This window comes from Geobacter anodireducens (assembly GCA_001628815.1).
GTDB lineage: Bacteria > Desulfobacterota > Desulfuromonadia > Geobacterales > Geobacteraceae > Geobacter > Geobacter anodireducens.
Genome location: CP014963.1, coordinates 3,393,337 through 3,406,185 on the forward strand (window position 1 = coordinate 3,393,337; position 12,849 = coordinate 3,406,185).

Below are 12,849 nucleotides of genomic sequence, written 5' to 3' on the forward strand. Positions count from 1 at the left end.
CGAAAGCCAAACCCAATCCAACCATACATACCGTCTACCGAATATTGTTGCACCCTCGATAATGCTGTTGCTATGATACAATCGAACGAACGTTCGATCTTGTCGGGCGACTGCGTTCACCGGCGGCACCGCCGACGCGGCGCCACGGACAACACACTGCAGGGTGAGGAGGAAGGGAACCGTGTCGGAATTGCACAGAAGGATCAGGAAAACGAATCTCCATGAGCGGATCAGGACGGTAGAAGAGGTCATCCCCCTCTTCCGGGACGGCATGAACCTGGGCTGGTCGGGCTTCACCCCCGCCGGCTACCCCAAGGCGGTACCCATCGCCCTGGCGGACCATGTGGAGAAGAACGGGCTACAGGGAAAGCTGCGCTTCAACCTCTTCATCGGCGCCTCCGTGGGCGTCGAGACGGAAGACCGCTGGGCCTCCCTGGACATGATCGACCGCCGCTGGCCCTACCAGACCGGCAAGAACATCCAGGCCGGCATCAACTCCGGCCGCATCCGCATGGGTGACCGCCACCTCTCCATGTTCGCCCAGGATCTGGGGTACGGCTTCTACACCAAGGAGAACGGCGGCCGGCTGGATCTGGCCATCATCGAGTGCTCCGCCATCACCGAGAACGGCGGCCTGGTGCTGACCGCCTCCTGCGGCGCCGTGCCCGAGATCGTCCAGATCGCCGACAAGATCATCATCGAGATCAACACCGCCATCCCCAACTATGAAGGTCTGCACGACATCATCGAACCCGTCAGCCCCCCCAACCGGCTCCCCTACCTCATCAGCCGGGTGGATGACCGGGCCGGCTCCCCCTACGTCCGCGTCGATACCGACAAGATCGTCGCCATCGTCGAGTCCACCCATCCGGACAACGGCCGCGCCTTTGCCGAGCAGGACGACACCTCCGAGGCCATTGCCAACAACATCCTGGACTTCTTCCAGGCCGAGGTGAAGGCGGGGCGCCTCCCCAAGAACCTGCTGCCGCTCCAGTCCGGCGTCGGCTCCATTGCCAACGCCGTCATCGGCGGTCTGGCCAAGGGCCCCTTCTCGGGCCTGCGGGTCTGGACCGAGGTACTGCAGGACACCATGCTTGACCTCTTCGACTCCGGCAAGCTCGATTTCGCCTCCACCGTCTCCCTCTCCTTCTCCGTGGACGGCTTCAAGCGCTTCTACGGCGACTGGGACAAGTACAGCGACAAGGTCATCATGCGCCCCCTTTCCATCGCCAACCACCCGGAGCCGATCCGGCGACTGGGATGCATTGCCATGAACACCCCCGTGGAGTTCGACATCTACGCCCACGCCAACTCCACCCTGGTCGGCGGCACGCGCATGATCAACGGCATCGGCGGCTCCGGCGACTTCCTGCGCAACGCCTACCTCTCCATCATGCACACCCCGTCGGCGCGCCCCACCAAGACCGACCCCACCGGCATCACCTGCGTCGTGCCCCACGTCCCGCACGTGGACCATACCGAGCACGACCTTGACGTGCTGGTCACCGAGCAGGGCCTGGCCGATCTGCGGGGCCTGGCCCCCAAAGACCGCGCCCGTGAGATCATCGCCAAGTGCGCCCACCCGGACTACAAGCCCCTCCTCACCGAGTACCTGGAGATGGCCACCAGGGACTGCATGGCCCGCAAGGCGGGGCATGAGCCCCAGTTGCTGGACCGGGTGTTCAAGATGCAGGTGAACCTGGCCAAGAACGGAACAATGAAGATTGATAGCTGGGATATCTAGTTGGCTGAAAGCAGATATGGATGTGACAACGGCGGCCCCCGGGCCGCCGTTTGCGTATCACGGTGGCAGAAAACGGCGGGCCGGTTGCCGAGGACTTCGAAAGAACGTGCCGGAGATGTGGAGCGTGCCTCAGGTTTCCCTCGCGGCGGCTTCCGCGAAGAGCACTCCACCTCCCCCCCCTTTGGTTCTCGATGCCGTGCCCGGAATTTCGCAGCCCCTTCAGTCCCCGTCCCTGGTCAGCCGCCGGATGATGTCGGCATGGGCCGGGAATCGGCCGAGCAGATCGACGCGGTTCCCCATCTCGAAATCGGCAAAATCGAAACCAGGGGCCACGGTGCACCCCACCAGGGAATAATCGCCCGTGGTCTCGGCGCCGAACCAGCACCCCGCCGGCACCACCGCCTGAAACGCTTCCCCTGCCGCCGGATCGCTCCCCAACGTCAGGGCATAGCTGCTGCCCGCCGGGGTGATCACATGCACGATCAGGGGCGCCCCGGCATGGAAGTGCCACAATTCGTCGGACCTGATCCGGTGCAGGGCCGAGATATCGCCCCGCTCCAGCAAAAAGTAGATGGCGGTCGAAAAGGAGCGCTCGCCGCCGACCTGTCCCGGCAGAAGCGTGCCGGGAATGGTCCCGGCCGCCCGGTAGGTTTCCCGGTACCAGCCACCCTCCGGATGGCGCTCCAGGCCGAGGCCGGCAATCAGCTCCGTGGCTACCGGTCCGCCGGCGCGGTCGCGGGCCACAAGGCTGAAGCGGGGAAGTTCGGTGCCGTCCACGGCCACCGTTCCCAGGAACATCGCCAGCGGCCGTACCCAGAGGGAATCGTTGTCGTAGAGGCACCGGTAGACCACCATGGGCTCGTCCGTCTCGCTGTGGCGGGCCGTGCCGACCACCCGGTACTCACCCCCCTTGTAGTGCCGGTAGAGCCCCGGCGCCGGTTCTTGGTACATGGAAACGTCCTCCTCTCTGGGCGGCAGAAACGGTTGTAGTGTAATCGCGGTACGATCGAACGCATCATGCCATACTTTTGCAAAACCTGCTCAAGCAGTCGTACGCCTGTCCTCTGCATTCCCGAACAGTTGGAGCCTGGCTGCCCCCTTGAGGCCCTGTGCACGCCCCCCTTCGTCCGAAAACAACAACGGCGGCCCTTCGGCCGCCTTGTGAATGAAGCATGGAATTGTGAATCCCCTGAGACGTGGCAACAGACTAGCGTCTGAGCATGCGATGCAGCAGGCTGTCCAGGGCCGACGCAAAGCGGTTGCGGTCGCTCATGCTGAACGGCGCCGGGCCGCCCCCCTGGATCATGCCGGTGTCGCGCAGCTCGCTCAGCAGATCGCGCATGGCCAGCCGCTCGCCGATGGACTCCTCGCTGTACAGCTCGCCGCGCGGGTCGAGCGCCACGCCCCCCTTGGCCACGATCCGGGCGGCCAGCGGCACGTCGGCGGTGACCACCAGGTCGGTCGGGGCGGCGTGCTCAGCGATGTAATCGTCTGCCACGTCGAAGCCATCGGCCACCACCACGCTCTCCACCAGCGGGCCGGCATGCTTGGCGAGGCTCCTGTTGGCCACCAGGCAGAGCGGCACCCGCAGCCGGGTCGAGGCCCGGAAGAGGATTTCTTTCACTGCCCGCGGGCAGGCATCGGCATCGATCCAGATCTTCATACTGCTCCCAACGATTCTTCTCAGGTAACAGCCACGATGGTGTAAAGCTTCCCCTTGCCGGCGTCTACCCCCTGCACTTCATCGCCCGCCGCAAGACCGAGCAGCCTGTTCCCCAGGGGAGAAGCAGGGGTAATGACCACAATCTCGCCCGCCGGGTCGGCCAGCTTCATCCCGCCGGCCTGGGGGCCGATGAACAGCCGCCGCGTCCTGCCCGCCTCGTCCTCCAGAGTCACCAGGGCGCTCAAGCGCACCGGCGCACCGGCGTCGAACTCCTGCAGTTCCAGCGAGCGGTACGCCTCCAGGCTCTGGCGGATCTCCTGTGCCCGGTTGGCCTGGCCCTGGGCGACATAGGATGCCTCCAGCGCAGTGGTATCGTACTTGTTGTCCGGCTGACACTCTTCATGGGTAGCAGCGGCATGGGCATGGAGGGCCGCAGCGGTGAACAAGGCCAGATCGGCCTCTAGCCGGGCAATAATCGTGGCAACGAGGTGCTGTTTGGTCATATGCAGTGTGTTCCGCGGAAAGATGTACCGTCAAGCAGCGGCTTGGCGGCCAACCGGGGAGTTTGCCGGGTGGTTGGCCGCCGTTTGAATTCCCCCTGGATCCGCCTCGGAGGCTTTTGAAAACTCAGGCTGTTCAAACATAGTCAGATCGTCGCACCCACAGAAAGCCCCGCAGAGGAGTAGCAACGCTACGCCGCACAAGGCGGCTTTCGAGGACGGCGGCGAGCCGGCTGTTGTTCAACAACCTGCTAGAGCGTCAGGTCGCAGTGCCCCTGGCAGAGCCGATCCCGTTCCTCGGCCACCTCGGCGCTCTCCAGGTAGTCGTCGAAGGTCATCTTCCGGTCAATGATCCCGCCGGGGGTGAACTCCACGATCCGGTTGGCCAGGGTGTTGACGAACTCGTGGTCGTGGGAGGCAAAGAGCACCACCTCGCTGAAGGCGATCAGGCCGTTGTTCAGGGCGGTGATCGACTCCAGGTCCAGGTGGTTGGTGGGCTCGTCCAGCACCAGGGCATTGGCGCCCAACAGCATCATCCGCGCCAGCATGCAGCGGACCCGCTCGCCGCCGGAAAGGACCGACGCCTTCTTGGTGGCCTCGTCGCCGGAGAAGAGCATCCTACCGAGGAAGCCCCGGGCAAAGCTCTCCCCTTCCGTCGGCGGAGCAAACTGGCCCAGCCACTCGATCAGGTTCAGATCGTTGTCAAAATAGCTGCCGTTCTCCTTGGGGAAATAGGCGCTGGTGATGGTCACCCCCCAGCGGAACGTGCCCGCGTCCGGCTCCAGCTCGCCGGCCAGGATCTGGAACAGGGTGGTCTTGGCCAGGCTGTTGGCGCCCACAAAGGCGATCTTGTCCCCTTTCCCCACGATCAGGTCCAGGTCCTTGAACACCTGGACCCCGTCGATCTCCTTGGAGAGGCCGCTGATCTCCAGGATGACGTCGCCGCAGGGGCGCTCCGGCTTGAAAACCACGTAGGGGTACTTGCGGGACGACACCGGCATCTCCTCCACGGTCAGCTTCTCCAGCAGCTTCTTGCGGGAGGTGGCCTGCTTGGCCTTGGAGGCGTTGGAGCTGAAGCGCTGGATGAACTCCTTCAGCTCGGCCGCCTTGTCGGCGATTTTCCGGCTCTCGTCCTGCTTCTGCTTCAGGGTCAGCTGGCTGGCCTGGTACCAGAAATCGTAGTTGCCCACATAGACCTGGATGCGGCCGAAGTCGATGTCCGCCACATGGGTGCAGACCTGGTTGAGGAAATGCCGGTCGTGGGAGACCACGATCACCGTGTTGTTGAACCGGGCCAGGAAATCCTCCAGCCAGGCGATGGTCTTCAGGTCCAGGTGGTTGGTGGGCTCGTCCAGGAGCAGTACATCAGGGTTGCCGAACAGCGCCTGGGCCAGCAGCACCCGCACCTTCTCGCCCCCCTCCAGCTCCTTCATCTGCTTGTGGCGCAGCTCTTCCGGGATTCCCAGACCGTTCAGCAGCACCGCCGCCTCGGACTCCGCCTCGTAGCCGTCCATCTCGGCGAACTCGGCCTCCAGCTCGGCGGAGCGGATGCCGTCCTCCTCGGTGAACTCGGCCTTGGCGTAGATCGCCTCGCGCTCGTGCATCACCTCGTACAGCCGGGGATTGCCCATGATGACGGTGTTGAAGACCGTGTGCTCGTCAAAGGCGAACTGGTCCTGCTTCAGAAAGGAAATCCGCTCGCGCGGGCCGACGCTGACCGTGCCGGAATCGGGCTCGGACAGCCCCGCCAGAATCTTGAGGAAGGTGGACTTGCCGGCGCCGTTGGCGCCGATCAGGCCGTAGCAGTTGCCGGGCACGAACTTGATGTTCACGTCCTTGAAGATGACCCGCTTGCCGTAGGCCAAGCTGATGTTGTTGGTACTTATCATGATGAACTCTCTCTTTCTGCTGCCAAAAGAAAACCGCAGGGGGTCTCCCTGCGGTTCAGGTGCACTTTAGCTATAGCATACTATGCCTTGGCCGGGCAATGACTACCTTTTTTTCTTTCACCTACCGGTATAGCTCAGTCCCTTCCCGGATGATGGACAGGTAGGATTCGTGCAGGAACACCCGATCGCGCTTCTTGCCGCTCACCTCGGTCAGAATGCCGAGTGCCGCAAGATTGTTCACTGCCTTACCTGCTGCCGGGGAGCTGATTCTGAGTTCCCGCGCCACGTACGGAATGGTGACGTAGGGCTTGCGATAGAGCATCTCCAGAAGAGCCAACGCTGTTGGTGCTGCTTTGCCCAGGCCGGTTACCTTCTGTCTGTCCCGCGCCATCAGGTCCATGATCGCTTTGGCGGCATCGGTCGCCTGTTTCGATATCTCGTATACCCCCTGCAGGTAGTACTTGATCCACCCCTCCCAGTCGCCGTCTCGCCGGACCGCGTTGAGCCGCTCGTAGTACTCCTGGCGGTGCTTTTTGAAAAAGAGACTCAAGTAGAGCAGTGGCTTTTCCAGTACCTGATCATAGCAGAGAATAAAGGCTGTCAACAGCCGCCCCATTCTGCCGTTGCCGTCCAGAAACGGGTGGATGGTCTCAAACTGGGCATGGGCCAGGCCAGCCTTGAGCAGCGGCGGGACTGACTCATCGTGCAGAAAATTCTCCAAGTCGCCCAGACAGGTAACTACTTCATTGGCCGGCGGCGGCACGAAGGCGGCATTACCCGGCCTTGTGCCACCGATCCAGTTCTGGGACGTCCGGAACTCGCCAGGACTCTTGTGCCCCCCACTGATGCCGGCCATCAGCCGGGCATGAATCTCTTTGATCAGCCGCAGACTCAGGGGCAGCTCTTGCAACCGCTCCAGGCCGTAATTCATGGCATCCACATAATTGCGCGAGTTCCGGGGACAGTTTGCGCGAGTTCCGGGGACAGTTTACTTAATTCCCTTACGCCGCCAGACGAAAGGTAGCATCAATCTCGTCCCAAGGGACGAAGAACCGGCTCTCTTCATCCTTCTCCACCAGTCCCAGCCGCTCCAGGGTCTTCACGTCATCAAAGACGTTGCGGTACTGCCGGTGGAGTTTCTTCGCCAAGGCGTTGATGCTCACATGACCCATGGCGTGCAGGGTATTGAGCAGTTCGAACCGTTTCGGAGTGAGGTATTTGAGCAGCGTGGGGAGATCCTCGAAGTAGAGGCGTTCCACCGGCTGCTCCGGCCGCCATCCATTGTCGATGCTGCGAGCTAAATCCCGTGCCTCGGAAAAGAATTCGTCGTCGGACTTGATTCCTATCTTGATGTCCCGTTTCATTTTTTCAACACCTCCCTGACATCCCCTTCAAAGTCAGCGAACAACTTCTCCAGACTGGTAAAAACGTACGGCTGTTCGCCATCAACGACATGCCGGTGGTCGCCCTTTCCCCGTTCGTTGTCGTACCTGACCATACATGAACCGGTTTCCAGGACGCCGCAGAAAAGACGGTACTTAAATCGGTGGCTGCAACCATCTACGGGGGCATCGAGTATCCAGACCACCAATTCGATGATGAGCCCTTCTCTGACTTTCTTGTTCCTGAGAACAAGCGTTGCCCCCACAGTCTTACCTCCCGAAACATATGTTATTAGATAACACAATTCACATCCGCGTCAACAGGGGAATCTCACCGGCAAGAAGTAGAATAACGAAGGGCGACCTCATCGGCCGCCCTTCGTTATTCTACTTCAAATTCTTCTTTATCCTCTCCACCGCCTCAATCACATTCTCCCGGTGGCCGAAGGCCGACAGCCGGAAGAACCCTTCGCCGCTGGGGCCGAAACCGGAGCCGGGGGTGCCGACCACGTTGCACTCTTTCAGCAGCTTGTCGAAGAAGTCCCAGGAGCTCATGCCGCCCGGAGTCTTGAGCCAGATGTAGGGGGCGTTGACCCCGCCGTAGACGGTAAGGCCGGCGGCGGCGAGCCCTTCGCGGATGATCCGGGCATTCTCCATGTAGTAGTCGATGATCTCTTTGTTCTGCTGCCACCCCTCGTCGGAGTAGACCGCGGCGGCGGCCTTCTGGACCGGGTAGGAGGCGCCGTTGAACTTGGTGGTGGTGCGGCGCAGCCAGAGCTTGTTGAAGCTGTACCGCTCGCCCGTCGGCGTGGTCCCCATGACCTCTTCCGGCACGACCACGAGGCCGCAGCGGACGCCGGTGAAGCCGGCGGTCTTGGAGAAGGAGCGGAATTCGATGGCGCACTTCTTGGCCCCTTCGATCTCGTAGATGGAGTGGGGGATGGCGGGATCGGTGATAAAGGCCTCGTAGGCGGCGTCGAAGAAGATGACGGCGTCGCTGGCAATGGCGTAGTCGACCCACTTCTTCAGCTCGGCCTTGGTGGCCACGGTGCCGGTGGGGTTGTTGGGGAAGCAGAGGTAGATGATGTCCACCTTCTCCGTCGGGAGGGATGGGATGAAGCCGTTCTCCTCGGTGCAGGGCATGTAGACGATGCCCTTGTAGTAGCCCTTGTCGTCGGCCTCGCCGGTGCGGCCGATCATGACATTGGTGTCGTTGTAGACCGGGTAGACCGGGTCGCCGATGGCGACCACGTTGTCCAGGGCGAAGATGTCCAGGATGTTGGCGCAGTCGCACTTGGAGCCGTCGGAGATGAACATCTCCTCGGTCTTAAGGTCCACGCCCAGGGGCTTGTAGGACTTCTCGATGATGGCGTTGATCAGCCAGTCATACCCCTGCTCCGGACCGTACCCAGCGAAGTTCTCGGTGGTGGCCAGGTCGTCCACGGCCTCGTGGAACGCCTTGATCACGGCCGGGGCCAGGGGGCGGGTCACGTCGCCGATGCCGAGGCGGATGACCTTGGCGTCGGGGTTGGCGGCGGCAAACTCCCGCACGCGGCGACCGATCTCCGGGAAGAGGTAGCCGGCCTTGAGTTTCAGGTAGTTGTCGTTGATCTTTGCCACGGGAAAACCTCCAGGATGTAGTTCGTTTCGAACAGATAACGCAAAGACGCGAAGACGCAAAGAAAACAAGGGGCTAGACGGGTCGAGCCGGTGCTGATCTTCTTTGCGTCTTGGCGCCTTGAGTGAGTAAAGCGAACGGGCGTTGCCGCTGTCGTTTATTTAAGGCCCAGGACGTCCTGCATGTCGTAGAGGCCCGGCTGCTTCCCCACCACCCACTGGGCGGCCCGGACGGAGCCGCGGGAGAACATGTCGCGGGTCATGGCCCGGTGGGAGATCTCGATCCGCTCGCCCATGCCGATGAAGTAGACGGTGTGCTCGCCGACGATGTCGCCGCCGCGCACGGTCTGCATGCCGATCTCTTCCTTGGTCCGTTCGCCGCAGATTCCCTCGCGGTGGTAGGTGGCCACCTTGTTGTAGTCGCGGCCCAGGGCCTCGGCCACCACCTCGCCCATGCGGACGGCGGTGCCGCTGGGGGCGTCCTTTTTCTTGTTGTGGTGCAGCTCGACGATCTCCACGTCGAAGTCGTCGCCCAGGGTCTTGGCCACGTCCTTGAGAATCTTGAAGCAGACGTTGACCCCGACGCTCATGTTGGGGGCCAGCACCGCCGGGATATCCCGGGCCAGTTCCACGGCCAGGGCGCGCTCCTCGGGGGTGAAGCCGGTGGAGCCGATGACGATGGACTTTTTCTTGAGGGCGCAGACCTCCAGGTTCTTGAGGGAAACCTTGGGGGTGGTGAAGTCGATGAGGACGTCGCACCCTTCGACGACGGCGTTGAGGTCGTCGGAAATGGCGATGCCCAGGGCGCCGCAGCCGGCGATGAGGCCAGCATCCTGCCCGACCATCTCGTGGCCCGGCCGCTCCAGGGCGCCGGAGACGGTGCAGCCCGCCTCCCTGGCGGCAACGATGATCCTCTGGCCCATGCGCCCGGCGGCGCCGCAGACAGCTATCTTGGTCATATCAACCTCGCAGTTCGCGCGTTAAATCAACTGGTACTCTTTCATGATGGCAGCCAGCTTCGCCTTGTTCCCCTCAGACATGGGGCAGAGCGGGAGGCGGACCTCGTCGGAGCACTTGCCCATGAGGCCCAGCGCCGTCTTCACCGGGATCGGGTTCGACTCTATGAACATGGCGTTGCTGATCTTGAGGGTGTTCAGGTGGAGCCGGCGCGCCGTCTCCAGGTCACCGGCAAAGAAGGCGTCGGTCAGGTCGGCCACGGCCTTGGGCATGATGTTGGCCAGCACCGAGATGACCCCCTTGGCGCCACAGGCCATCATGGGGAAGGTGATGAAGTCGTCGCCCGAGAGGACATCGATCTGGTCGCCGCAGAGGGCCAGGATCTCCGAGGCCTGCTGGAGCGAGCCGGTGGCCTCCTTGATGGCGACGATGTTCTTGTGGGGCGCCAGTCGCGCCACGGTGTCGGGGAGCATGTTGACCCCGGTGCGGCCCGGTACGTTGTAGAGGATCTGGGGGATTGCCACGGCATCGGCGATGGCGGTGTAGTGGCGGACGAGCCCCTCCTGGGTCGGCTTGTTGTAGTAGGGGGTGACCAGCAGCACGCCGTCTGCCCCGGCATCCTTGGCCTTGCGGGAGAGCTCGATGGCCTCGGCGGTGGAATTGGAGCCGGTGCCGGCGATGACCGGGACCCGCTTGTTCACCTGGTCGATGACGATCTTCACCACATCCATGTGCTCGTCATAGTCCAGCGTCGATGATTCGCCGGTGGTGCCGCACGGAACGATGGCGTCGGTGCCGTTGGTGATCTGGAACTCCACGAGTTCCCGCAGTTTCTCCTGGTCCACCGCGCCGTTGGCGAACGGGGTGACGATGGCGACAATGCTTCCCTTGAACATATCCGTATCCTCCCTCTCTGGGGTTGTCTTTCGTTACAGGAACGACGGCACCCGCTCGCCCCGGATCAGGTCTTCCACCGTCTCCCGCTCGCGGACCACTTCGAACTGGTTCCCCTTGACCATCACCTCGGCCACCCGGGGACGGCTGTTGTAGGTGCTGCTCATGGCGAAGCCGTAGGCGCCGGCCGACATGAAGGCCATCAGATCGCCCTGGCGGAACATGGGTACCTCCCGGTCCTTCACCAGGAAGTCGCCCGACTCGCAGATGGGACCCACGATGTCGGCCACGATCATGCCGTCCTGGTCCTTGACCACCGGCTGCACGCCGTGGAAGGAGCCGTAGAGGGCCGGACGGGCCAGGTCGTTCATGCCGGCGTCGATCATGATGAAGTTCTTCTCGTCACGCTCTTTGGTGAAGAGGCACGTGGCCACCAGGATGCCGGCGTTGCCCACGATGTTGCGGCCCGGCTCGAAGAGCAGGTGCATGCCCAGCTCCTTGGTGGCCGCGACGATCTCCTTGCCGTAGTCGGCGGGGAGCGGCGGCTCTTCGGTGCTGTACTGGATCCCCAGGCCGCCGCCGCAGTCGAAGTACTGCAGGTCGATCCCCTGGCCGCGCAGGTTGGCGATCATCGCCTTCAGCTTCTCGATGGAGTCCACGAAGGGAGTGACCTTGGTCAGCTGGGAGCCGATGTGCATGTCGATGCCGATCACGTCGATGCCGGGGAGCGTCTTGGCGCGGGCGTATTCGGTCATGGCCCGGTCAATGGTGATGCCGAACTTGGCGTTCTTGAGGCCCGTGGTGATGTAGGGATGGGTCTGGGGGTCCACGTCGGGGTTGACCCGGATGGCGATGCCCGCCTTCTTGCCCATGCGGGAGGCGATCTCGGAGATGCGGGTCAGCTCCTGCTCCGACTCCACGTTGAACATGAGGATGCCGGTGTTCAGGGCGTACTCGATCTCGTCGTCCTTCTTGCCTACGCCGGAATAGACCACCTTTTTCGGGTCCACGCCGGCCTGGAGGGCGCGGTAGAGCTCGCCGCCGGAAACGATGTCGGCGCCGCCGCCCAGGGTGATGAAGGTCCTGAGCACTGCCTGGGTGGAGTTGGCCTTGACCGAGTAGCAGATGGTGTGGGGGACGCCGGCAAAGGCCTCGTCAAAGGCAGTGAAGTGCCGGGTCAGGGTGGCGTGGGAATAGACATAGACCGGGCTGCCTACCCGGGCCACGATCTCCTTGAGCGGAACCTCCTCGGCGTGGAGCTCGTTCCCTTTGTACTGAAAGTGATTCATGATGTCCTCCGTTTATGAAAAGTGAATAATCGTCACGCTGTAAACAAAAGTGGACATTTTTAACATGCAAGACCGAAAAAGTCAAAAGATTAGCGGCTTATCGCCCGGTTCCGGCCGCCGCGCGCAGTGCCTGCCCCCTACTCCGGCTCGGCCAGGGCGCCCCGGACCGTGTTGGATGCGGCCCCTTCCACCAGCTGGCCGTCCACGGCAGCGACCTGGCGCACCAGATAGACATAGGTGACGCCACGCTCCAGGCGCTGGTCCTCGTAGCTCGTGCCGGTCACCGGCGCCGGCGTCAGGAGGACCAGGCTGGCGAGGTCGTCGCCCCGGCGGCGGTAAATGTAGGCGCCAACGGACTCCCCGGTCGCCAGCGGGGACTGCTCCCACTGGAGCGCGACTCCGGTTGCGCTCGACGAAGCGGTGAGGCGCGGCGCCGGCGGGGCCGCCACCATCGTGCGCCGGGTCCGGTTCGAGGCACCGCTCTCGCTGCCGTCCTTCTTGAAGGAGATTACCTTGTACTGGTAGGTGACCCCGTTGGTCAGGCCGCGGTCGGCCAGCACGTAGCGACCGTCGTAGGTGCGCACGTCCTGGGGATATTCCAGGTCCACGGTCCTGACCAGCGCGTAGGCGGTGGGGCACTCCTCGCAGTCCTGTCCCGGCGGAAGCACCGGCCTGCGGTAGACCCTGAACCCGGCCAGGTCCTTGAGGGGGCGGCCTCCTTCATCCCTGTCGGGCGCGGGCCAGGAGACGTAGAACGCGTCATCCTTCTGCTCCACCGTCAGGGTGGCGACGGGGGCCGGCACGAAGGATTCGGGCGGCACCAGGGGTCCCTTCCTGCCGCAGCCGGCCAGGGCGGCCGCAAGTGCGATTCCGGCAACGAGCTTGACTACGATTCCATGGTTACCGCTCACTGT

The 12,849-nt window shown here is 63.0% G+C and carries 12 protein-coding genes and 1 pseudogene; 1 reads left to right on the plus strand and 12 read right to left on the minus strand.

Annotated features, from left to right (window positions below):
- Positions 1–181 precede the first annotated feature (181 nt).
- Positions 182–1,744 carry an acetyl-CoA hydrolase gene (locus A2G06_15590; protein ID ANA41421.1) on the plus strand — a complete coding sequence of 521 codons (1,563 nt, stop codon included), beginning with the start codon at positions 182–184 and terminating at the stop codon, positions 1,742–1,744.
- Positions 1,745–1,963: 219 nt separating this feature from the next.
- On the opposite strand, the gene A2G06_15595 is transcribed toward A2G06_15590, so the two are convergent.
- The 12 genes and pseudogenes from A2G06_15595 to A2G06_15650 form a co-directional block, all read right to left on the minus strand.
- A complete protein-coding gene (locus A2G06_15595; protein ID ANA41422.1) occupies positions 1,964–2,695 on the minus strand; it encodes a cupin in 732 nt (243 codons plus the stop codon).
- A 256-nt stretch (positions 2,696–2,951) separates the two neighbouring features.
- Entirely contained in the window at positions 2,952–3,407 is a 456-nt protein-coding gene (locus tag A2G06_15600) for a hypothetical protein (protein ANA41423.1), read from the minus strand.
- 20 nt (positions 3,408–3,427) lie between these two features.
- Positions 3,428–3,910 (minus strand): transcription elongation factor GreAB, encoded by a 483-nt coding sequence (locus tag A2G06_15605; GenBank protein ANA41424.1) that lies wholly within the window; start codon positions 3,908–3,910, stop codon positions 3,428–3,430.
- A gap of 248 nt (positions 3,911–4,158) precedes the next feature.
- Complete coding sequence (locus A2G06_15610) at positions 4,159–5,796, minus strand: ABC transporter ATP-binding protein (protein ANA41425.1); 1,638 nt, start codon at positions 5,794–5,796, stop codon at positions 4,159–4,161.
- A gap of 121 nt (positions 5,797–5,917) precedes the next feature.
- Positions 5,918–6,742 (minus strand): annotated as a pseudogene (locus A2G06_15615) (cell filamentation protein Fic).
- 55 nt (positions 6,743–6,797) lie between these two features.
- The gene (locus tag A2G06_15620) at positions 6,798–7,160 is read right to left on the minus strand and encodes a hypothetical protein (protein ID ANA41426.1); all 363 of its coding nucleotides are present in this window, start codon (positions 7,158–7,160) and stop codon (positions 6,798–6,800) included.
- On the minus strand, positions 7,157–7,444 hold the full coding sequence (locus A2G06_15625; GenBank protein ANA41427.1) for a hypothetical protein: 288 nt from the start codon (positions 7,442–7,444) through the stop codon (positions 7,157–7,159). Before A2G06_15625 ends, A2G06_15620 begins: the two co-directional genes overlap by 4 nt.
- 121 nt (positions 7,445–7,565) lie before the next feature.
- The gene (locus A2G06_15630; protein ANA41428.1) at positions 7,566–8,798 is read right to left on the minus strand and encodes an LL-diaminopimelate aminotransferase; all 1,233 of its coding nucleotides are present in this window, start codon (positions 8,796–8,798) and stop codon (positions 7,566–7,568) included.
- Positions 8,799–8,953: 155 nt separating this feature from the next.
- Positions 8,954–9,754 (minus strand): 4-hydroxy-tetrahydrodipicolinate reductase, encoded by an 801-nt coding sequence (locus A2G06_15635; protein ID ANA41429.1) that lies wholly within the window; start codon positions 9,752–9,754, stop codon positions 8,954–8,956.
- A 21-nt stretch (positions 9,755–9,775) separates the two neighbouring features.
- Positions 9,776–10,648, minus strand: a complete 873-nt coding sequence (locus tag A2G06_15640; protein ID ANA41430.1) for a 4-hydroxy-tetrahydrodipicolinate synthase — start codon at positions 10,646–10,648, stop codon at positions 9,776–9,778.
- A 33-nt stretch (positions 10,649–10,681) separates the two neighbouring features.
- Entirely contained in the window at positions 10,682–11,935 is a 1,254-nt protein-coding gene (locus tag A2G06_15645; GenBank protein ANA41431.1) for a diaminopimelate decarboxylase, read from the minus strand.
- Between the two features lie 137 nt (positions 11,936–12,072).
- Positions 12,073–12,846 (minus strand): hypothetical protein, encoded by a 774-nt coding sequence (locus tag A2G06_15650; protein ID ANA41432.1) that lies wholly within the window; start codon positions 12,844–12,846, stop codon positions 12,073–12,075.
- Positions 12,847–12,849 lie beyond the last annotated feature (3 nt).

Bases quoted from the DNA above. Each gene is read 5' to 3' on its own strand.
- A2G06_15600 (ANA41423.1), bottom strand. From the start codon at position 3,407: ATGAAGATCTGGATCGATGCCGATGCCTGCCCGCGGGCAGTGAAAGAA.
- A2G06_15645 (ANA41431.1), bottom strand. From the start codon at position 11,935: ATGAATCACTTTCAGTACAAAGGGAACGAGCTCCACGCCGAGGAGGTT.
- A2G06_15640 (ANA41430.1), bottom strand. From the start codon at position 10,648: ATGTTCAAGGGAAGCATTGTCGCCATCGTCACCCCGTTCGCCAACGGC.
- A2G06_15610 (ANA41425.1), bottom strand. From the start codon at position 5,796: ATGATAAGTACCAACAACATCAGCTTGGCCTACGGCAAGCGGGTCATC.
- A2G06_15635 (ANA41429.1), bottom strand. From the start codon at position 9,754: ATGACCAAGATAGCTGTCTGCGGCGCCGCCGGGCGCATGGGCCAGAGG.
- A2G06_15620 (ANA41426.1), bottom strand. From the start codon at position 7,160: ATGAAACGGGACATCAAGATAGGAATCAAGTCCGACGACGAATTCTTT.
- A2G06_15605 (ANA41424.1), bottom strand. From the start codon at position 3,910: ATGACCAAACAGCACCTCGTTGCCACGATTATTGCCCGGCTAGAGGCC.
- A2G06_15595 (ANA41422.1), bottom strand. From the start codon at position 2,695: ATGTACCAAGAACCGGCGCCGGGGCTCTACCGGCACTACAAGGGGGGT.